Below are 19,320 nucleotides of genomic sequence, written 5' to 3' on the forward strand. Positions count from 1 at the left end.
TGAGAATGGCGCGCATGACTTCGACCTCCGCATCGACACCGCCGTCGTCGCCGGCTCGTGGCCGGCTCGGCTGGAGCCTGGCGCTGCTCGCGTTCGGCTCCTTGATCACCTCGCTCGACTTCACCGTCGTCTACGTCGCGCTGCCCGAGATCGCGCGCGACGTCGGCTTCTCCGCCCACTCGCTCCAATGGGTCCTCAGCGGCTACGCGATCTTCTACGGCGGCTTCCTGCTGCTCGGCGGGCGCCTCTCGGATCTGCTCGGGCGGCGCCGCATGTTCGTCGTCGGAATGGCGCTGTTCGGCGGCGCCTCGCTGCTCGGCGGGCTCGCGACGAGCCCCGGCCAGCTGGTCGCCGCGCGGATCCTCCAGGGGATCGGCGCCGCCGTCCTCTTCCCCGCGACGCTGTCGCTCGTCTCGACGACGTTCGCGGAGGGACGCGAGCGCAACCGCGCGATGACGGTGTGGGCCGGCGCCGGGGCCGTCGGCCTCAGCCTCGGCGCGCTGCTCGGCGGCGTGCTGACCGAGACGACCGGCTGGGAGGGCGTCTTCTTCGTCAACGTCCCGCTCGTGATCGTCGCGGCGCTCGCCGCCTTCGCGCTGCTCCCGGCCGACGGCCCGCGCACGCGCGGCAGCTTCGACCTGCCCGGCGCGCTGACCGGCACCGGTGGCGCGACGCTGCTCGTGCTCGCGATCGCGCAGGGGCCGGAGGAGGGCTGGACCTCGGGGCTCGTGCTCGGCGCGGCGGCGGTCGCGGCCGCGCTGCTCGCCGCGTTCGTCGCGATCGAGTCGCGCAGCGCCAGCCCGCTGCTGCCGCTGCGGCTGTTCTCCAACCGCAGCCTCGGCGCCGCCGTCGTCGTGATCTTCGCGTTCGGGATGACGCTCCAGGCCGTCCCCTACTTCCTCACGCTGCACTTCCAGGACGTGCTCGGCTTCTCCGCACTGGAGGGTGGCGCGGCGTTCCTCGGGCCGACACTCGCGATCACCGCCGGCAACCTCATCTCCGAGCGGCTGGTCGCGCGCTACGGAACGCGGACGACGCTGATCGCCGGCATGGCGCTCGGCTCTGCCGGCGCCGTCCTGCTCGCGGCCGGGATCTCGGCCGGCGGCACGTACCTCGGCGCGCTCGGCGGGATCGTCGTCGTCGGGCTCGCGATGGGGCTGATCTTCCCGGCGATGTTCCTCGCCGCCTCGACCGGCGTCGAATCGCACGAGCAGGGCACAGCGTCCGGCCTCGCCTCGACGGCACTGCAGGTCGGCGGCGGCGCCGGCCTGGCGGTGCTCGTCGGGATCGCGACCGCGGACCTCGACGGGCTGACCGGCGAGCCGCTGCGGATCGCGACCGCGGACGGCCTGCGGACCGTCGTCTACGTCGTCGCGGGCGGCGCGCTGCTCGGGGTGCTCGCGGCGCTGCGGCTCCCGGGTCGCAGTCGCGGCGGCGCGCAGGCGCCGCCGCTCGACGCCGCGAACGGGGCGGGCGCGGGCGCCGGCTGACGCGCCCCGCCGCCCGCCGTCCGTCGCCTCAGCGCACGCCGATCAGGTCGACGACGAAGACGAGCGTCTCGTCGGGCCCGATCACGCCGCCGGCTCCGCGCTTCCCGTAGCCCATCAGCGGCGGGATCGTGATCCGGCGGCGGCCGCCGACTCTCATGCCGGCGACGCCCTTGTCCCAGCCCTCGATCACCTGGCCCTTGCCGAGGCCGAACTTGAAGGTGTCGCCGCGATCCCACGAGGCGTCGAACTGCTGGCCGTTGGACCACGACACGCCGACGTAGTGGACCTCGACGATCTGTCCGGCGACCGCCTCCTCGCCGTCGCCGACGACGAGATCGTCGAGCTCGAGCTGGTAGGACGGCGGCTGGTCGGAGGGGACGTCGACCTGGGGCTTCTCGTTAGTGGCCATCCCGGCACGATAGCTCGGGTAGGTTGACACCGGCATATGGTGCGACCAGCCGACATCGCACTCCGCGCACGCAACGAGGTGACGTACGTGACGGCCTGCGTGCGCGCCGGCGTGGTGCGGCCGGAGCCGCCGCGCAGCTTCGCGCGCAACCTGCGCGACGTCGCGCGCTACGGCTTCGTCGGCGCGCTGCCGGCGCTCGCCGCGCGCCGCCGCGGCGACCGGCCGGGGCTGATCGACGAGCGCGGGACGCTGACGTTCTCGCAGCTCGACCGCCGCGCCAACGCGCTCGCGAACGGCTGGCGCGCCCACGGCCTGCGGGCGGGCGACGGGGTCGCGATCCTCGCGCGCAACCACCGCGGGTTCGTCGAGGCGACGACCGCCGCCGCCCGCTGCGGCGCGCGGGTCGTGCTGCTGAACACCGACTTCGCCGGGCCGCAGATCCGCGACGTCGCGGCGCGCGAGGGCGTCGACCTGCTCGTCCACGACGACGAGTACGCGACGTTCCTCGACGGGATCGAGCCGCGCCTCGGGCGCTGGCGCGCGTGGACCGACGACGGCGCCGCCGCCCCGGGGACGCTGGAGGCGCTGATCGCGCGGGGCAGTCCCGCGCCGCCGCCGAGACCGGCGTCGGAGGCGAAGCTGGTGGTGCTGACGAGCGGCACGACCGGCACGCCGAAGGGCGCGCCGCGGACGGTCCCGAAGTCGCTCCAGCCGCTCGGCGCGCTGCTGTCGGTGGTGCCGTTCCGCGCCGGCGAGACGACCGTCGTGGCGGCGCCGCTGTTCCACTCGCTCGGCTTCGTGCAGGGGCAGCTCGCGCTGGCGCTCGGCTCGACGCTCGTGCTGCGCCGCCGCTTCGATCCCGCAGTGCTGCTCGACGACCTCGCGCGCCACCGCGCGTCGGCCGTCGTCGTCGTGCCGGTGATGCTGCGGCGCGTGCTCGCGCTCGGCGACGACGCCGTCGCGGGCCGCGACCTGTCGGCGTTGCGGATCGTCTTCGTCGCCGGCTCGCAGCTCGGCGCCGAGTTGTGCGAGCGCACGACGGCGGCGTTCGGGCCGCGCGTCTACAACCTCTACGGCTCGACCGAGGTCGCCTACGCGACGATCGCGACGCCGGCCGACCTCGCGGTCGAGCCGGGCTGCGTCGGGCGGCCGCCGCCGGGCGCGGTCGTTCGGCTCTACGACGACGCCGGCGCGCCGGTCACGGGGCCGGGGCACAGCGGCCGCATCTTCGTCGGCAACGGCTTCGAGTTCGAGGGCTACACCGGCGGCGGCTCGAAGGAGACGATCGACGGGCTGATGTCGAGCGGCGACGTCGGCCACTTCGACGCGGCCGGGCGGCTGTTCGTCGACGGCCGCGACGACGAGATGATCGTCTCGGGCGGGGAGAACGTCTTCCCGGCCGAGGTCGAGGAGCTGCTGCACCGTCACCCGGCGGTCGAGGAGGCGGCGCTGATCGCCGTCGAGGACGAGGCATGGGGCCAGCGGCTGCGCGCGTTCGTCGTCGTGCGCGCGGGCGAGCAGCTGGGCGAGGACGCGGTCAAGGCGTTCGTGCGCGAGAACCTCGCGCGCTACAAGGTCCCGCGCGAGGCCGTCTTCCTCGACGCGCTCCCGCGCAACCCGACCGGCAAGGTCCTCAAGCGCGAGCTGGCCGCGATCGTCGTGTAGGGGTTGGGGCGGCGGGCGCGGCGCGGCGCGGGCGCGCGCCGGCCGCCGGCCCGCGGATGTGTCGTGGTTTCTGGGTCCAGGGGACCCATTTCGCGACGCACATCACTCGGGGAGGGCGCGGGCGGCGCGGGCGAGCGGCGCGGCCCGGCGGGGGCGGGCGGCGGGCCTTGACGTGTCGGCGTTCTGACCGATACGGTGCTGGAACCGTTGCGCCGGGCGTCACCGAGACGCAGATGCTGACCGACGCGGTCGCCGCCGGCCAGGTCGACGCGCCCGCCTACCTCGGCCGCGTGCCGATGCGGCGCTGGGGCCGGCCGGAGGAGATCGGCCAGGTCGCGCTGTTCCTCGCGAGCGACCAGTCGTCGTTCGTGACCGGGCAGGTGATCGCCCCCGACGGCGGCTGGTCGGCGTTCGGCTGGATCCCGTGGAGCGGCGACCCGGAGGCACCGGAGCTGTGATCGCGCTCGACGACGGACGGATGCGCGTCGAGCTCGCGCCCGAGCGCGGCGCCGAGATCCGCTTCGTCGGCCGCTCCGGCGGCGACAACGTGCTCGCGTTCTACGACTGGGCGGCGCCGCAGCCCGCCGGCCCCGCGCCGCTCGGCTACGGCGATCCCGAGCTGGACTGGCTGTCGGGTTACCGCGGCGGCTGGCAGGAGGTCTTCCCCAACGCCGGTGCCGCCTGCACCGTCGCGGGGGTCCCGCTGCCGATGCACGGCGAGGCGTCCGTCGCGCCGTGGGAGGTCGTCGCGGCCGACGAGCGCAGCGCGACGGTGCGCGTCGCCGCGCGGCTGCCGCTCGTTCTGGAGCGGCGGATGACGCTCGACGCCGACCGCGCCGCGCTGCGGATCGAGGAGACGGTGACGAACGAGTCCGACCTGGAGATGCCGTTCCTGCTCGGCCACCATCCGGCGTTCGAGGCGCTGCCGGGGATGCGGATCGACCTGCCGGGCGCGCAGATCGAGCCGATCCCGGCTGAGGGGGTCATCCGCGAGGGCGACGCGTTCCATACCCGCCGCCCGGAGGGCTGGGCCGCGCTGCGCGACGCCGCCGGCGGCCGCGGGGTCGCGCTCGCCTGGGACCTCGAGACGATGCCGGACGTGTGGGTCTGGCACGAGATCGGCGGCACCGGGATGCCGTTCTACGGGCGCTCGCGGATCGTCGCCGTCGAGCCGATGACGCACAGCCCCGGCGACGGCCTCGCCGCCGCTGTCGCGGCCGGCACCGCGCACCGGCTCGCGGGCCGCGCGACGCACACGAGCTGGCTGACGCTCGCGCTGTTCGACGCCGACGAGCGTCCCGTTCGCGGCGTCGCGCGCGACGGCCAGGTGACCCGGTGAGCGCGCCGGCGACGGAGGTCGTCGCGGTCGAGGCGTGGGCGTGCAGCGTCCCGCTGCCCGCCCCGCTCGACTTCGGCGCGTGGGTCACGACGAGCCGCGAGTACGTCGCCGTGCGCGTCACGACCGCCGGCGGCCTCGTCGCCGACGCGCTCGCGTTCAGCCGCCGCGCGCCGCTCGACGGCGCGATCCTCGACCTGCTCGCGCCGCTGCTGCTGGGGCGCGACGCGCGCGACCGCGCTGGCTGGGCCGCGCTGGCGGACGCGCGCACGCGGCCGCTGGAGGCGACCGGGATCCTCGGCCACGCCCGCTCGCTGCTGGAGGTCTGCCTCTGGGACCTCGACGCGCAGGCGGCCGGCGAGCCGCTGTGGCGGCTGCTCGGCGGGCGCCTGCGCGAGCTGCCCGTGCTGCTGGTGCGGCCTCGGCGCCGCGCTCGACCTCTGCCGCGCGGCGCAGGCGCACGGCCGGGCGGTCTCGACCCACGTCCACCCGGAGCTGCACCACCATCGCGCGCTCGCCGCCGAGACGGCCGTGTTCGTCGAGGCGTTCCCGGCCGACCGCCCGTTCGACTGCGCGCACGCTGCTCGCCGGCGCGCCGTGGATCGAGCGCGTCGCCGGCGGCCGCGTCACGCCCCCGAGCGCGCCGGGGAGCGGCGTTCGGCTCGACCTCGACGGCGTGCGGCGGACGGCGTTCCGTCACGGGCGCGTGGCGCGGTGAGCACTCAGGTCGCGGCGAGCGCGCGGGCGAATCGCCGCACACCGTCGACCAGCTCGGCCGTGCTCGCCGCGCCGACGTAGCTGAGCCGCACGTGCGGGCCCGGCGCCTCGGCCGGGAAGTAGGGGTCGCCGAGCGTGACGGCGACGCCGCCGCGCAGTGCGGCGGCAACGCAGAGCGAGGCGTCGGTGCCGTGCGGGAGCCGCAGCCAGACGTGGTAGCCGCCGATCGGTGCGTGGACGGCGGGCAGCTCCGGCAGCTCGCGCCGGAGGGTCGTGAGGACCGCCTCCCGGCGCTCTCGCAGCGCGCCGCCGAGCGTTCGCAGATGGCGCGACCAGGCGGGCGAGCCGACCAGCTCCAGCGTCGCCTCCTGCAACGGCCGTGCGACGAAGAAGCTGTCGACGACGAGCTGGCTGCGGAGCCGTTCGAGCGCCGGTCCGCGGGCGGTCAGCGCGGCGATCCGCAGGCTCGGCGACGCGGTCTTCGTCAGCGAGCGCACGTGCACGACGATCCCGTCGGGGTCGGCCGCGGCGAGCGGCGGGGACGGCGTCGGCGTGTCGGAGTGGACGAGGTGGCGAGCGAAGTCGTCCTCGACGACGAACGCCCCCGCGGCGCGCGCGATCGTGAGCAGCTCGTCGCGGCGGTCGCGCGAGAGGACGGCGCCGGTCGGGTTGTGGAACAGCGGCTGGCAGACGAACAGACGCGCGCCGGTCGCCCGCAGCGACTGCTCCAGCAGGTCGGGGCGAACGCCGTCGGCGTCGACCGGGACCGGCACCGGCCGCAGGCCGGCGGCGCGCGCGATCGCGAGCAGGCCGGGGTAGGTCGGCGACTCGACGAGCACGTGCGCGCCGGGCGCCGCGAGCGAGCGCATCGTCGTCGCGAGCGCGTTCTGGCCGCCGCCGGTGATGAGCACGTCGGCCGCGCCGAGCGCACCGCCGGAGCCGGCGATGTCGCGCGCGAACCACGCCCGCAGCTCCGGCAGCCCCTCGACCGGCGGGCGGCCCCAGGCGCCGGGCCGGCGGCCGGCGCGCGCGAGCGCGGCGGCGAGCGCCCGCTCCGGCTGCAGGCTGGCGTGGAGGTAGCCGCCGTTGAGGTCGATCACGTCCGGCGGCGGCGCGTCGAGCGTCACCAGCACGCCGCTCGCGTCGACCGTGCGGATGCCCGGCTCGCTCGCGGCCTGGCTCGGCTCGGCGCTGAGCGCGACCGCCTGCCACGAGAGGTCGCCGGGCGGCGGCGCAGCGGCGCGCCTGCGTGCGCGGAAGACGCCGGCGCCGGGGCGCGAGACGACGAGCCCCTCGGCGACGAGCGCGGCGATCGCGCGCGAGACCGTCACCGGGCTCACGTGGTGGCGCTCGGTCAGCTCGCGGCTTGACGGCAGCTTCTCGCCGACCGGATAGCGGTCAAGCTCCTCGCGGAGAGTGTCAACAAGTCTCGTGACACTGCTACTCTGATTCATGTCAGCACAGAGTAGCGCTACTGTTGAGCGGCGGGTAGCGGTAAGCGGCGGGACGCTGCTCGCGGCTTCAGGCGTCCTCTGCTTCTCGTTCAGCTTCCCCGCCACGACGTGGGTCCTGGACGGCGTCGGGGCGTGGACGGCGACAGGGCTGCGCTGCGTGCTCGCGGCGCTGCTCGCCGCCGTGTGGCTGGCCGTCGGCCGCGTGCCGATGCCGGCTCGCCGCCACTGGCCCGGTCTGCTCGTCGTCGCCGGCGGCTGCGTCGTCGGCTTCCCGCTGCTGACGACGCTCGCGCTCCAGACCTCCTCGACCGCGCACGCGGCGGTCGTGATCGGCGGGCTGCCGCTCGCGACCGCCGCGATCTCCGCGGCGCTGACGCGGACGCGTCCGTCGCGCCTCTTCTGGGCGGCGGCGGGAGCGGGCGGCGCGACCGTGGTCGCGTTCACGCTCCAGCAGAGCGGCGGGCGGCCGACCGTCGGCGACGCGTTCCTGCTCGTCGCGCTGCTCGTCTGCGCCTGGGGCTACGCCGAGGGCGGGCGGCTCGCGCGCGAGCTGCCGGGCTGGCAGGTGATCGCGTGGGCGCTCGTCGCGGCGCTGCCGGCGACGGTGCCGCTCGCGCTCGCGGGACTGGCGGTCGAGCCGCTGCACCCCGATCCGCGCGCCGTCGCCGCGCTGCTCTACATCGCCGCGATCTCGCAGTTCGGCGGCTTCGTCGTCTGGTACCGCGGGATGGCCGCGATCGGCGTCGCGCGCGCGAGCCAGCTGCAGCTCGCACAGCCGCTGCTGACGCTGGTCTGGGCGGTCGCGCTGCTCGGCGAGCGGCTGCCGCCGGCCGCGCCGATCGCTGCGGGCGTCGTGCTCGCGTGCATCGCGGTGACGCAGCGGGCGCGCGACGCGTGAGGGGTGGGCGGAGCGGCACGCGTGAGGGCGCCGTGCGCGCCTGGGGGCGGCCGCGGCGGCTCAGCGCGTGTCGGCGACGATCCGGCCGTCGTGGAGCACGAGCAGTCGCCGCGGCGGGGCGGCGACCGCCTCCGGCAGCGACGGCGCGTCGATCGCGACGAGGTCGGCGCGCGCGCCAACCTCCAGGCCGTAGCCCTCGACGCCGAGCGTGCGGGCGCCGGCGGCGGTCGCCAGCTCGAACGCGACCGCCAGCTCCTCGTCGGTGAAGAGGCTCTGCCGGTAGCCGACCATGTACGCGCGTTCGAGCATGTCGCCGGTGCCGTACGGCCACCAGGCGTCGCGGATGTTGTCGGTGCCGGCGAGCACCTCGACACCGGCCGCGCGCAGCCGCAGCACCGGCGGCATCGCCGAGCCGCCGGGCGCGTTGGTGAGGATCGCGACGCCTGCGCGCGCGAGCGCCTCGGCGGTCGCGCCGAAGTCGTCGGCGTCGATCTCGCCGAGGCAGTACGCGTGGCTGACGACGACGCGCCCCTGGAGTCCGCGCCGCTCGGTGTGGTGGGCGATCCGGCGCAGCTCGAACGCGCCGAGCGTGCCGGCGTCATGGAGGTGGACGTCGACGCGCGCGGCGTGCCGCTCGGCGACGTCGAAGACGACGCCCAGTTGGCCCTCGACGTCGCCGTCGAAGCCGGCTGGGTCGAGTCCGCCGACGACGTCGGCGCCCGCGCGGACGGCGGCGTCGAGCAGCTCGGCGGTGCCGGGGTCCGACAGGACGCCCGACTGCGGGAACGCGACGATCTGGATGCCGGCCAGCTCGCGGCAGCGCTCGCGCGCCTCCAGTACCGCCTCCAGCCGCGTGAGCCCGTGGCGGGTGTCGACGTCGACATGCGTGCGCAGGTGGCCGGTGCCGTACGCGGCCGCCCGTCTCACGAGTGCGACGGCGCGCTCGGCGATCGGGACCTCGGCGTCGATCTCGGCGAGCGCGGCGCGCTCGGCCGCGATCCGCCCGGCGAGCGAGTCCTGCGGCACGTGCGGGCGCCACGGCACGCCGATGAAGACCTTGTCGAGGTGGATGTGGCCGTCGACGAACGCCGGCGCGAGCAGCGCGCCCGCGAGGTCGATGCGTGTGGCGGCAGCGGGCGGGACGGAGGCCGGCGCGGCCGGCGCGTCGCCGCGCCCGCCCTCGTCCGCCAGCTCGATCGCGGCGATCCGCCCGCCGGCGACACGCACCGAGGCGCGGCGGCCGTCGGGCAGGGTCGCGTTCGCGAGCAGCAGCTCGTCCGTCGTGACGCCGGGCGTCGTCATCGCGCCGGCGGGTCGAGGTAGATGCGCGCGAGCGCGGCGGTCAGCAGCGTGCGCACGTTGCTCATCGCCGCGTCGATGTGCGCCTCCATCAGCGCGCCGGCACGGTCGGCGTCGCGGGCGCGGATCGCGCCGAGGATCTCGCGGTGCTCGCGGCGCGTCGTCGCGATCCGCGCGGCGGTGCTGAAGTCGACGATCCGCACGATCGCGATGCGGTCGCTCGCACGTTGCAGCGACGTGCGCACGAACTCGTTGCCCGACAGCGCCGCGACGCCGTCGTGGAAGCGCACGTCCGCGCCGTAATAGGCGTCGCCCGCGTCGCCGTCCGCGTGCTCCTGCTCGACGTCCCAGCCGGCGGCGAGCGCGTCGATCGCGGTGTCGCTCGCGCGCTCGGCGGCGAGGCTCGCGGCGAGCCGTTCGAGCTGTGCGCGCACGCGGTAGACGTCCTCCAGCTCGGCGACGTCGAGCCGCCGGACGAGCCGTCGCGTGCCCTGCGACTCGATCAGCCCCTCCGCCTCCAGCTGCCGCAGCGCTTCGCGCACCGGCGTACGGCTGACGCCGTAGCGCTCCGACAGCGCCTCCTCGACGAGGCGGTCACCGGGCTTGAAGGCGAACCCGGCGATGTCCCTGCGGAGGGCGTTCGGCACGTCCACTGTCTCTCGCGTCGGCATCGATCGAGCGTAGCAGGCAATTGCATACAAATAATGTATGCAGTCACGGCCGACACCGACCGATGAGTCTGCGGGTGCGGGCCGGTCTCTACCCACAGACCCCGACGCCCCGACACGAAGAGAGAGATCGCCATGGAACAGACGACCGACCTCCGCCGCCAGATTGCCCTCTACGTCCTCTGCCTGGGGATGCTGATGATCGTGCTCGACGCGACCGTCGTGAACGTCGCGCTTCCAGTCATCCAGGACGACCTCGGCTTCTCGGCGTCCAGCCTCGCCTGGGTCGTCAACGCCTACCTGATCGCGTTCGGCGGGCTGATGCTGCTGGCCGGGCGGATCGGCGACCTCGTCGGCCGCAAGCGCGTCTTCATGACCGGGCTCGGCGTCTTCACGCTCGCGTCGCTCGCCTGCGGCGTTGCGCAGAGCCCCGGCGTGCTCGTCGCGGCGCGCTTTGTGCAGGGCGCCGGCGGCGCGCTCACCTCGGCCGTGATCCTGGGCATGATCGTGACGATGTTCCCGCAGCCCCGCGAGCAGGCGAAGGCGATCGGCGTCTACGCGTTCGTCGCCTCGGCCGGCGGCTCCGTCGGCCTGCTCGCCGGCGGCGTGCTGACGCAGGCGATCAGCTGGCACTGGATCTTCTTCATCAACGTCCCGATCGGGATCGCGACCGCCGTCGCGGCGGCGCGGCTGCTCGACGCCGACGAGGGCATCGGCTTCCGCGGCGGCGCCGACGTCCCCGGCGCGGTGCTGATCACCAGCGCGCTGATGCTCGGCGTCTACACGATCGTCAAGCCCGCCGCCGAGCTGGGCTGGGGCGCCGGGCAGACGCTCCTGCTCGGCGCCGTGTCGATCGCGCTGCTGGTCGCGTTCGTCGTGCGCGAGGCGACCGCCGGCAACCCGCTCGTGCCGCTGCGGATCTTCCGCTCGCGCAACCTGAGCGGCGCGAACGCGATCCAGGGCCTCAGCGTCGCCGGCATGTTCGGCACCTTCTTCCTTGGTGCGCTCTACCTCGAGCGCGTGCTCGGCTACGACGCGCTCCAGATCGGCCTCGCCTTCCTGCCGACGACGATCGTGATGGGCACGCTCTCGATCCGCTACTCCGAGCGGCTCGTGACGCGCTTCGGCGCGGCCGCGACGCTGCTGCCGGGCCTCGTCTCGATCGCGGCGTCGCTGGCGCTGTTCGCGCTGGCGCCGGTCGACGGCTCCTACCTCACGCACGTCTTCCCGGTGATGGTGCTGCTCGGGCTCGGCGCGGGCCTCGCGTTCCCCGCGCTGATGACGCTGGCGATGGCCGGCGCGCAGCCGAGCGAGGCGGGACTCGCGTCCGGCCTCGTCAACACGACCGCACAGGTCGGCGGCGCGCTCGGCCTCGCCGTGCTCGCGACGCTCTCCGCGACCCGCACCGAGACGCTGACCGCCCGCGGCGACTCCGCCGCCGCCGCACTCACGGGCGGGTACCACCTCGCCTTCATGATCGCCGCCGGCCTCGTCGTCGCGGCGATCGTCGTCGCCCTCGCCGTGCTGCGCCCGTCGCCGTTGCAGCGGCGGCGCGAGCCCGCGGCTCGGCACGACGCCTCGGCGCAGGCGTGCTCCGAGGCCGTCTGAGTCAACCCAAGCGCAAAGGAGACGGACCATGTTCGAGAAGACCAAGGCGTTCAGCGGCTTCGCAGTCGACGATCTCGCGCGCGCCAAGCAGTTCTACGGCGAGACGCTCGGGCTCAGAGTGACCGAGGAGCACGGCCTGCTGACGCTCCACATCGCCGGCGACCGGCCGACGCTCGTCTACCCGAAGCCCGATCACGTGCCTGCCGGCTACACGATCCTCAACTTCCCCGTCGACGACATCGACGCCGCCGTCGCCGAGCTGACGGCGCGCGGCGTCAGCTTCGAGCGCTACGACGGCATGAGACAGGACGAGAACGGCGTGATGCGCGAGGAGGGACCGCTGATCGCCTGGTTCACGGATCCCGCGGGCAACGTCCTGTCGGTGCTGCAGGAGCGCTGAGCGGTCAGAGCGCGGCGGCGCGGCGCAGCAGCAGCGTCCGCTCGCGCGCGTTCTGAGTCATCGCCGCCGCGCGCTCGAACTCGGCGCGCGCCTCGGCGCGGCGGCCGAGCCGTTCGAGCAGGTCGCCGCGCACGCTCGGCAGCAGGTGGTAGCCCGCCAGCGCCGGATCGCCGACGAGCGTGTCGACCAGCTCCAGCCCGACCTCGGGGCCGAACGCCATCCCCAGCGCGACGGCGCGGTTCAGCTCGACGACCGGCGACGGCGCGACCTGCGAGAGCGCGTCGTACAGCGCGGCGATCCGCGCCCAGTTCGTCTCCTCAGGCGTGCGCGCACGCGCATGGCAGGCGGCGATCCCGGCCTGCAGCGCGTACGGGCCGAGCGGCCGGCGCAGCCGCTCGGCGCGGTCGAGCGCGGCGAGACCGCGGCCGATCAGCAGCAGGTCCCAGCGCGAGCGGTCCTGGTCGAGCAGCAGCACCGGCTCTCCCGCGCGGTCGACTCGCGCGGCGGTGCGCGACGCGTGCAGCTCCATCAGCGCGACCAGGCCATGGACCTCCGGCTCGCGCGGCGCGAGCCCGGCGAGGATCCGGCCGAGCCGCAGCGCCTCGTCGCACAGCGCCGGCCGCATCCACTCCTCGCCGGCCGTCGCCGAGTAGCCCTCGTTGAAGATCAGGTAGACGACCTCCAGCACCGACGCCAGGCGCGGCTCCAACTCGTCGCCGGCCGGCACCTCGAACGGCACCTGCGCCGCGGCGAGCGTCCGCTTCGCGCGCACGATCCGCTGCGCCAGCGTCTTCTCCGGGACGAGGAACGCGCGCGCGATCTCAGGCGTCGTGAGGCCGCCGAGCAGCCGCAGCGTCAGCGCGATCCGCGACTCGGTCGGCAGGACCGGATGGCAGCAGATGAACATCAGGCCGAGGACGTCGTCGCCGACCTCGTCGTTCGCCGCCGCCGCCGCGGGCGCGGCGACGCCTGCCCCGGGCTCGAGCGCGAGATCGCGCGCGAGCAGCTCGTGCTTCTGCTCCAGCCGTCTGTCGCGACGCAGCCGGTCGATCGCGCGGTGCTTGGCAGTCGCCGTCAGCCAGGCGCCCGGGTTGTCCGGGACGCCCGACCGCGGCCACGTCTCCAGGGCGGCGACGAGCGCGTCCTGCGCGAGGTCCTCGGCGAGGCCGACGTCGCGCACCATCCGCGTCAGCGCGCCGATCACGCGCGCCGACTCGATCCGCCAGACGGCGTCGATCGCGCGGTCGACGTCGGGCGTGGCGCTCACCGGCGCTAGCTCGCGCTCGTCTGCTCCGGCGGATCCTGCGAGAGCGTCGCCACGTCCTGGACCTCCTCGGGGAAGTCGGCGAACTCCTGCATCCGGCGCACCTCGATCATGTCGCCGTCGGCGGCGGGGCAGCGCGACGCCCACTCGACGGCCTCCTCCTTGGACCGCACGTCGATGATCCAGTAGCCGCCGATCAGCTCCTTCGCCTCCGCGAACGGGCCGTCGACCACGCTGCGTCTGCCGCCGGAGAAGGAGACGCGCACGCCGTCAGCCGGCGAGTGGAGGCCGTCGAGCGCGAGCAGCGCGCCCGCTCTCGTCAGCTCCTCGTTGTACTTCATCATCGCCTCGACCTGGTCGGCCGTCATCTCGGCGGTCTCGCCGTGGTGGGCCGGGTAGATGAACATCATGAAGCGCATGCCGTCTCCTTCGTCGTCGTTCCCTCTTTCTACACGTGCGACGAACGGCCGTCCTCGAAATCGACATCGGTGTGCCGCACGACCTCGTCGAGCGCGACGCCGGGCTGCGTCTCGACGAGCACCATCGTGCGACGGCCGTCCGCGCGTGGGAAGTCGAAGACGGCCAGGTCGGTGATCAACCGGTCGACGACGCCGACGCCGGTCAGCGGCAGCGCGCACGCGGCCTTGACCTTCGACGCGCCGCCGCGGCTGCGGTGCTCCATCACGACGACGGTCCGCTTCGCGCCCTGGACGAGGTCCATCGCACCGCCCATTCCCTTGACCAGCTTGCCGGGGATCATCCAGTTCGCGAGGTCGCCGCCCGCCGACACCTCCATCCCGCCGAGGATCGCGAGGTCGACATGGCCGCCGCGGATCATCGCGAACGACTCGGCGCTGTCGAAGTAGGAGGCGCCCGGCACCGCCGTGACGGTCTCCTTGCCCGCGTTGATCAGGTCTGCGTCGACCGCGTCCTCGTGCGGGTACGGCCCGATCCCGAGCAAGCCGTTCTCGGACTGCAGCAGCACGTCGCGTCTCGCCATGCCGGCGTTCGCGAGCAGCGTCGGCATGCCGATCCCGAGGTTGACGACCATCCCGTCCTCGATCTCTCGCGCGGCGCGGGCGACGATCAGCTCGCGCGCGCCGGCGGCGGTGGCGCTCATCGGCTCGCCACCGTGCGGCGCTCGATCCGCTTCTCGGCCGGCGGCGCCTGGAAGACGCGCTGGACGAAGACGCCGGGCGTGTGGACGTGGTCGCCGTCCAGCTCGCCGACGCCGACCAGCTCCTCGACCTCCGCGATCGTGACGCGGCCCGCGGCGGCGACGAGCGGGTTGAAGTTGCGCGCCGTACGGCGGTAGACGAGGTTGCCGAGCGGATCGCCCTTCCACGCGCGCACGAGCGCGAAGTCGGCGACGATCGCGTGCTCGAGCAGATGCTCGACGCCGCCGAACGCGCGCGTCTCCTTGCCCTCCGCGACGAGCGTGCCGGCACCCGCCGGCGTGTAGAAGGCCGGTACGCCGGCGCCGCCCGCGCGCAGCCGCTCGGCGAGGGTCCCCTGCGGGACCAGCTCGACGTCCAGCTCGCCGGACAGGAACAGCTGTTCGAACGTCTTGTTCTCGCCGACGTAGGAGGCGACCATCGTCGCGATCTGCCCGTTCGCGAGCAGCAGCCCGAGCCCGGCGTCGTCGATCCCGCAGTTGTTGGAGACGACCGTCAGCCCACCGGCGCCCTGGTCCCGCAGCGCCGCGATCGACGCGGTCGGGATGCCGCAGAGGCCGAAGCCGCCGACGGCCAGCAGCGCGCCGTCGCCGATATCGCCGACCGCCTCGGCCGCGCTCGCGACCACCTTGCCCGTTGCCACCGTCGTCACCGCTCCTCCTTCGTCCGGGTTCCGCGACGGGTCACGATCGACGTTGCCGATTCAGAAGTCCAAGACCGTTGTGATCGAACTGTCATAAGGTTTGCTTATGGAATTTCGTCAGCTGCGCTACCTCGTCGCGCTCGCCGACGAACGTCACTTCACGCGCGCGGCGGCACGCTCCCACGTCGCGCAGCCAGCGCTCTCGCAGCAGCTCCGCAAGCTGGAGGACGAGCTGGGGCTGCCGCTCGTCGACCGCACGACCCGCCGCGTCGCGTTGACCGAGGCGGGCGAGCTGCTGGTCGCGCGGGCGCGGCGCGTGCTCGCGGAACTGGATGCGGCCGGCGCGGAGCTGCAGCAGGTCAGCGGCCTGCTCGCCGGCCGCGTGACGATCGGGCTGACGCAGACGCCGGGCCCGCTCGACCTGCTGCCGCTGCTGGCGGACTTCCACGCCCGCTTCCCGGCGGTTGAGCTGGCCGTGCGCGAGGACCTCAGCACGACGCTCGCCGCGCAGCTGCGAGCGGACGAGCTGGACGTCGCGCTGCTCTCGACGGTCGCGCGCGGCGACCTCGAAGGGCTCGGCGTGCGGCCGCTCGCGCACGAGCGGCTGGTCGCCGCGCTGCCGCCCGCGCACCGCCTCGCCGGGCGCCGTCGTGTCGCGCTCGCCGACCTGCGCGACGAGCGGTTCGTCGCCTTCACGCCGGGTGCGACGATCCGCGAGGCGGTCGCTGCCGCCGCGCTCGCGGCCGGCTTCGCCCCGCGGATCGCGTTCGAGACGCGCGAGGTCGCCCGCACCCGTGCGATCGTCGCCGCCGGCCTCGGCGTCGCGGTGCTGCCGCGCTCGGACGCGCTCGCGCCCGGCCCGCAGGTCGCGGTCGCCGAGCTGGTGCGCCCGGCGCTGACGCACCGCATCGCGCTCGCGTGGCGTGAGGGCCGTCACCACTCGCCCGCCGCGCGCGCCCTGTTGGAGCAGGCGCGCACGACGTACGCGCGCGGGTAGGGTGGCGCGCGGCGGCGGGTGCCGCGGCGGCGGGCGGCGGCGGGTGGCGCGGCGGCGGGCGGCGGCGGGTGGCGCGGCGGCGGGCGGCGGCGGGTGGCGCGGCGGCGGGCGGCGGCGGGTGGCGCGGCGGCGGTGGCGGGCGGCCGGGCGGCGGCGGGCGGCGCCGGTATCCCGCCGTACCGCCGGTGGTACGGTGGCGGCATGAGCGAGCTGCCGCAGCTGCCGCTGAGCGCCGGCCACCGGGACCGGCTCGTCGCCGGCATGGCCGCAGCGGTCCGCGCGCACGGCTACCGCGACAGCACCGTCACGGAGGTCGTCGCGCACGCGCGCACCTCGCGCCGCTCGTTCTACGAACAGTTCGAGGACCGCGAGGCCTGCTACCTGGCGTTGTTCGACGTCGTCGGCGAGCTGCTGGTCGAGGCGGTCGCCGCGTCGGTCGACCCCGCCGCCGGCTGGGAGGAGCAGGTCGATCAGGCGCTCGGGACGTACGTCGACGCGATCGCGTCAGAGCCGGAGCTGACGGTCAGCTTCATCCGCGAGGTGCCCGCGCTCGGCGCCGTCGGCACCGCGCGCCAGCGCGACGCGATCGAGAGCTTCGCGAGACTGCTGATGCGGCTCGCCAGCAGCGACGGGATGCAGCGCTCCGGCGTCTCGCGCGTCTCGATGGCGACGGCGGTGCTGCTCGTCGGCGGCCTGCGCGAGCTGGTCGCGCACGCGATCGAGCACGACGAGCCGTTGAGCGAGGTCCGCGCCGTCGCGAGCGACGTGATCAAGAGCGTGCTCGACCCCGGCCGCGTCACCGCGCGGGCGCCGCACTGACCGCGTCCGTCGCCGCGCCGTCCGTCGTCGCGCCGTCCGTCGCCGCGCCCTCCGTCGCCGCGCCGCCCACCGCGCTGCCGCCGCTCGCGTCAGCCGCCGCCTGCACCGTCGCCCCGCCGCCGCGGGCGACCTGACCGGCGATCAGGTCGACCAGGCGCGGCCAGGCGCCGCGCGGGAGGTCGTGGCCCATGCCCGCGATCGTCTCGTGCCGCGCGCCGCGGATCGCCGCCGCGGTCGCCGCGCCGCCGGTCGGGTGGACCATCCGGTCGCGGTCGCCGTGCACGACCAGCGTCGGCGCGGCGATCGCGCGCACCTCGGCCGTGCGGTCGCCGGACTTGACGATCGCCGCCAGCTGACGGGCGACGCCGGCCGGGTCGTGGCCGCGGTCCCACGCCTCGCCCGCGAGCGCGCGCACCGCCGGCTCGTCGAACGGGAAGCCGTGCGAGCCGATGTGCCGCCACAGCACGACCGAGCGCTCGATCGAGACGTCGCGCTCGGCCGACGGTCTCCCCAGCATCAGCCGCCAGGTCGACGGCGCCGGTCGCCCGATGCGGCGTGCGCCGGTCGTCGACATGATCGACGTGAGGCTGCGGACGCGGTGCGGCTGCCGCGCAGCGAGCGTCTGCCCGATCATGCCGCCCATCGATCTGCCGGCGACATGGACGGCGCCCAGCTCCAGCGCGTCGAGCAGGCCCGCGGTGTCCTGCGCCATGTCGGCGAGCGTGTACTGGCCGCGCTCGAAGCGGCGCGTCGCGAACCGCAGCGGCGTCGGCGGGCGCACGTTCGCGCGCGTCGAGCGGCCGACGTCGCGGTTGTCGAAGCGGATCACGTGCAGGTCGCGTGCGGCGAGCTGTTCGCACAGCTCCGCCGGCCAGGCGAGCAGCTGCTGGCCGAGACCGGAGATCAGCAGCAGCGGGTCGTGCTCCGGCGCGCCGAACGTCTCGCAGCAGAGCGCCATCCCGCGCCCGACCTCGACGATCCGCTCGGCGCGCGCCGGGGCGTCGCTCACGCCGCGCCGGTCATCGCTCACGCCGCCGCCGCTCATGCCGCCACCGCCATGCGCCCGGCCGCCTGCTCGCTCGCGCCGGCGCCGTCGCTCCCGTCGGTCCCGGCGCGCGGCGTCACCCGCGCGAGCCCGCCGCTCGCCGGCGTGTGCGCGATCCCGCGGAACTTCATCCGCTCCGGCGGCGAGGAGGTCGGCGCGAGCGCGTAGGTCAGCAGGATCGTGCGCAGCACGACGTCCATCTCCATGTGCGCGAACGCCGCCCCGATGCAGCGGCGGACGCCGCCGCCGAACGGCAGCCACGCGTACGTCTCGGGCTTTCTGCCGAGGAAGCGCTCGGGCGAGAACGCGAACGGGTCTGCGAACAGCCGCTCGTCGTAGTGCGTCAGCGCGCCCGCCAGCGCGATCCGCGTGCCGGGCGGCAGCATGAAGCCGCCCAGCTCGAACGGCTCCTTCACGAGCCGGGTCGTGAACATGATCACCGGCCGCTGCCGCTGCACCTCGCGGATCGTCGCGTCGCGCAGCTCGCGCCCGCCTGCGTCCGCCTCGGCGACGAGCCGCTCCAGCACGTCCGGGTGGCGGCGCAGCCGCTCGACGGTCCAGGCGAGCTGCGCGGCGGTCGTCTCGTGTCCGGCCGCGAGCATCGTCATCAGCTGGTCGCGGATCTCGGCGTCACGCATCGGCGCGCCGTCCTCGTAGGTCGCCTGCACCAGCAGCGCCAGCACGTCGGAGCGCTCGGCGAGGTCCGGGTCGCGCCGCGCCTGCGCCATCAGCTCGTCGCAGACCGCGTCGACCTGCGCGCGCAGCCGCTTGAAGCGTCCCCACGGGCTGCGCGGCCCGAGGTCGTGCTGGAGGTACGGCGTCAGCGCGAGCGCGGAGCCGAGCGTCGTGAGCGGCGGCAGCAGCTCCTCCAGCTGCCGCAGCGCGTCGCCGCGCGCGCCGAAGACGGCGAGCAGGATCGCCCGCAGCGTGATCCGCATCGTCGAGGGCGCGACGGGGAACTCGCGGTCACGCGGCCAGCGCGCGATCTCCTCGCGCGTGACGGCCTCGATCAGCTGCTCGTAGCGCTGCATCCGCTGGCCGTGGAACGGCGGCAGCAGCAGCTTGCGCTGGCGCAGGTGGACGTCCTCGTCGGTGACGAGCAGCGAGTTGGGGCCGAGCACCGGGCCGAGCGGGCTGCCCTCGCCGGAGTGCAGCGCGACGGGTGAGGCGGTGAAGGTGCGTTTGATCAGCGCCGGGTCGGCCGGCACGACGATGTTGCCGAAGTGGTGGACGCGCACGGTGAAGAGGTCGCCGTGGCGGCGCTGGCAGCGGCGCAGGAACGGTCGCAGCCGCGTGACCAGCGCAACGTCCTGCAAGGTCGTCGGCAGCGACGGACCCGGCGGCAGGCCGGCGCGGTCGCGTGGCTGTGGTATCCGCATGTACCGGACGGTACTCCGGCGTACCGGCGCTGTCCAGTCGCAACCGCACGGGGC

Annotated in this window: 19 protein-coding genes and 1 pseudogene; 10 read left to right on the forward strand and 10 right to left on the reverse strand. The window is 75.0% G+C overall.

Annotated features, from left to right (window positions below; all coding sequences use genetic code 11):
• The first annotated feature begins 5 nt into the window (after positions 1-5).
• Positions 6-1,490 carry an MFS transporter gene (locus CWOE_RS01695; RefSeq protein ID WP_012931826.1) on the forward strand — a complete coding sequence of 495 codons (1,485 nt, stop codon included), beginning with the start codon at positions 6-8 and terminating at the stop codon, positions 1,488-1,490.
• Between the two features lie 28 nt (positions 1,491-1,518).
• Here the strand turns inward: CWOE_RS01695 and CWOE_RS01700 are convergent, their stop codons facing one another.
• A complete protein-coding gene (locus CWOE_RS01700) occupies positions 1,519-1,899 on the reverse strand; it encodes an FKBP-type peptidyl-prolyl cis-trans isomerase (RefSeq protein ID WP_041730018.1) in 381 nt (126 codons plus the stop codon).
• 36 nt (positions 1,900-1,935) lie between these two features.
• Here CWOE_RS01700 and CWOE_RS01705 point away from each other — a divergent pair, with 36 nt between their 5' ends.
• The 4 genes and pseudogenes from CWOE_RS01705 to CWOE_RS34430 form a co-directional block, all read left to right on the forward strand.
• Positions 1,936-3,564 carry an acyl-CoA synthetase gene (locus CWOE_RS01705; protein ID WP_012931828.1) on the forward strand — a complete coding sequence of 543 codons (1,629 nt, stop codon included), beginning with the start codon at positions 1,936-1,938 and terminating at the stop codon, positions 3,562-3,564.
• 56 nt (positions 3,565-3,620) lie between these two features.
• On the forward strand, positions 3,621-4,022 hold the full coding sequence (locus CWOE_RS33760; RefSeq protein WP_012931829.1) for an SDR family NAD(P)-dependent oxidoreductase: 402 nt from the start codon (positions 3,621-3,623) through the stop codon (positions 4,020-4,022).
• Positions 4,019-4,903, forward strand: coding sequence for an aldose 1-epimerase (locus CWOE_RS34010; RefSeq protein WP_012931830.1), 885 nt, complete (start codon positions 4,019-4,021; stop codon positions 4,901-4,903). The genes CWOE_RS33760 and CWOE_RS34010 overlap by 4 nt, the downstream gene beginning before the upstream one ends.
• Positions 4,900-5,271 (forward strand): annotated as a pseudogene (locus CWOE_RS34430) (hypothetical protein); the annotation flags it as partial. The gene CWOE_RS34010 and the pseudogene CWOE_RS34430, both read left to right, overlap by 4 nt.
• Before the next feature lie 351 nt (positions 5,272-5,622).
• Here the strand turns inward: CWOE_RS34430 and CWOE_RS01720 are convergent.
• Positions 5,623-7,071 (reverse strand): aminotransferase-like domain-containing protein, encoded by a 1,449-nt coding sequence (locus CWOE_RS01720; RefSeq protein ID WP_012931831.1) that lies wholly within the window; start codon positions 7,069-7,071, stop codon positions 5,623-5,625.
• On the opposite strand from CWOE_RS01720, the gene CWOE_RS01725 reads away from it, so the two are divergent.
• The gene (locus CWOE_RS01725) at positions 7,070-7,969 is read left to right on the forward strand and encodes a DMT family transporter (RefSeq protein ID WP_012931832.1); all 900 of its coding nucleotides are present in this window, start codon (positions 7,070-7,072) and stop codon (positions 7,967-7,969) included. The genes CWOE_RS01720 and CWOE_RS01725 overlap by 2 nt on opposite strands.
• A 60-nt stretch (positions 7,970-8,029) precedes the next feature.
• Here the strand turns inward: CWOE_RS01725 and CWOE_RS01730 are convergent, their stop codons facing one another.
• Together CWOE_RS01730 and CWOE_RS01735 are read right to left on the reverse strand one after the other, a co-directional pair.
• Complete coding sequence (locus CWOE_RS01730; RefSeq protein WP_012931833.1) at positions 8,030-9,271, reverse strand: amidohydrolase family protein; 1,242 nt, start codon at positions 9,269-9,271, stop codon at positions 8,030-8,032.
• The gene (locus CWOE_RS01735; protein ID WP_012931834.1) at positions 9,268-9,939 is read right to left on the reverse strand and encodes a GntR family transcriptional regulator; all 672 of its coding nucleotides are present in this window, start codon (positions 9,937-9,939) and stop codon (positions 9,268-9,270) included. The genes CWOE_RS01730 and CWOE_RS01735 overlap by 4 nt, the downstream gene beginning before the upstream one ends.
• 132 nt (positions 9,940-10,071) lie before the next feature.
• Here CWOE_RS01735 and CWOE_RS01740 point away from each other — a divergent pair, with 132 nt between their 5' ends.
• Together CWOE_RS01740 and CWOE_RS01745 are read left to right on the forward strand one after the other, a co-directional pair.
• Positions 10,072-11,544: an MFS transporter gene (locus CWOE_RS01740; RefSeq protein ID WP_012931835.1), complete on the forward strand. Its 1,473-nt coding sequence runs from the start codon at positions 10,072-10,074 to the stop codon at positions 11,542-11,544.
• Between the two features lie 28 nt (positions 11,545-11,572).
• Positions 11,573-11,944, forward strand: coding sequence for a VOC family protein (locus CWOE_RS01745; protein WP_012931836.1), 372 nt, complete (start codon positions 11,573-11,575; stop codon positions 11,942-11,944).
• A 4-nt stretch (positions 11,945-11,948) separates the two neighbouring features.
• Here the strand turns inward: CWOE_RS01745 and CWOE_RS01750 are convergent, their stop codons facing one another.
• Genes CWOE_RS01750 through CWOE_RS01765 form a run of 4 tightly spaced genes read right to left on the reverse strand, consistent with a single transcriptional unit; the run spans position 11,949 to position 15,026 of the window.
• Complete coding sequence (locus tag CWOE_RS01750; RefSeq protein WP_012931837.1) at positions 11,949-13,211, reverse strand: RNA polymerase sigma factor; 1,263 nt, start codon at positions 13,209-13,211, stop codon at positions 11,949-11,951.
• 5 nt (positions 13,212-13,216) lie between these two features.
• Positions 13,217-13,627 carry a YciI family protein gene (locus CWOE_RS01755; RefSeq protein WP_012931838.1) on the reverse strand — a complete coding sequence of 137 codons (411 nt, stop codon included), beginning with the start codon at positions 13,625-13,627 and terminating at the stop codon, positions 13,217-13,219.
• A gap of 29 nt (positions 13,628-13,656) precedes the next feature.
• A complete protein-coding gene (locus CWOE_RS01760; RefSeq protein ID WP_012931839.1) occupies positions 13,657-14,328 on the reverse strand; it encodes a 3-oxoacid CoA-transferase subunit B in 672 nt (223 codons plus the stop codon).
• Positions 14,325-15,026 (reverse strand): CoA transferase subunit A, encoded by a 702-nt coding sequence (locus CWOE_RS01765; protein WP_041731301.1) that lies wholly within the window; start codon positions 15,024-15,026, stop codon positions 14,325-14,327. The genes CWOE_RS01760 and CWOE_RS01765 overlap by 4 nt, the downstream gene beginning before the upstream one ends.
• Before the next feature lie 106 nt (positions 15,027-15,132).
• On the opposite strand from CWOE_RS01765, the gene CWOE_RS01770 reads away from it, so the two are divergent.
• Positions 15,133-16,023 carry a LysR family transcriptional regulator gene (locus CWOE_RS01770; RefSeq protein ID WP_012931841.1) on the forward strand — a complete coding sequence of 297 codons (891 nt, stop codon included), beginning with the start codon at positions 15,133-15,135 and terminating at the stop codon, positions 16,021-16,023.
• A 201-nt stretch (positions 16,024-16,224) separates the two neighbouring features.
• A complete protein-coding gene (locus CWOE_RS01775; protein ID WP_049793154.1) occupies positions 16,225-16,842 on the forward strand; it encodes a TetR/AcrR family transcriptional regulator in 618 nt (205 codons plus the stop codon).
• Here CWOE_RS01775 and CWOE_RS01780 read toward each other — a convergent pair.
• Both CWOE_RS01780 and CWOE_RS01785 read right to left on the reverse strand, forming a co-directional pair.
• Positions 16,820-17,887, reverse strand: a complete 1,068-nt coding sequence (locus CWOE_RS01780) for an alpha/beta fold hydrolase (protein ID WP_012931843.1) — start codon at positions 17,885-17,887, stop codon at positions 16,820-16,822. The genes CWOE_RS01775 and CWOE_RS01780 overlap by 23 nt on opposite strands.
• Positions 17,884-19,266: a cytochrome P450 gene (locus CWOE_RS01785; protein ID WP_012931844.1), complete on the reverse strand. Its 1,383-nt coding sequence runs from the start codon at positions 19,264-19,266 to the stop codon at positions 17,884-17,886. Before CWOE_RS01785 ends, CWOE_RS01780 begins: the two co-directional genes overlap by 4 nt.
• Positions 19,267-19,320 lie beyond the last annotated feature (54 nt).

Origin of the sequence: Conexibacter woesei DSM 14684, from assembly GCF_000025265.1 — a bacterium.
In the GTDB taxonomy this organism is placed as follows: domain Bacteria; phylum Actinomycetota; class Thermoleophilia; order Solirubrobacterales; family Solirubrobacteraceae; genus Conexibacter; species Conexibacter woesei.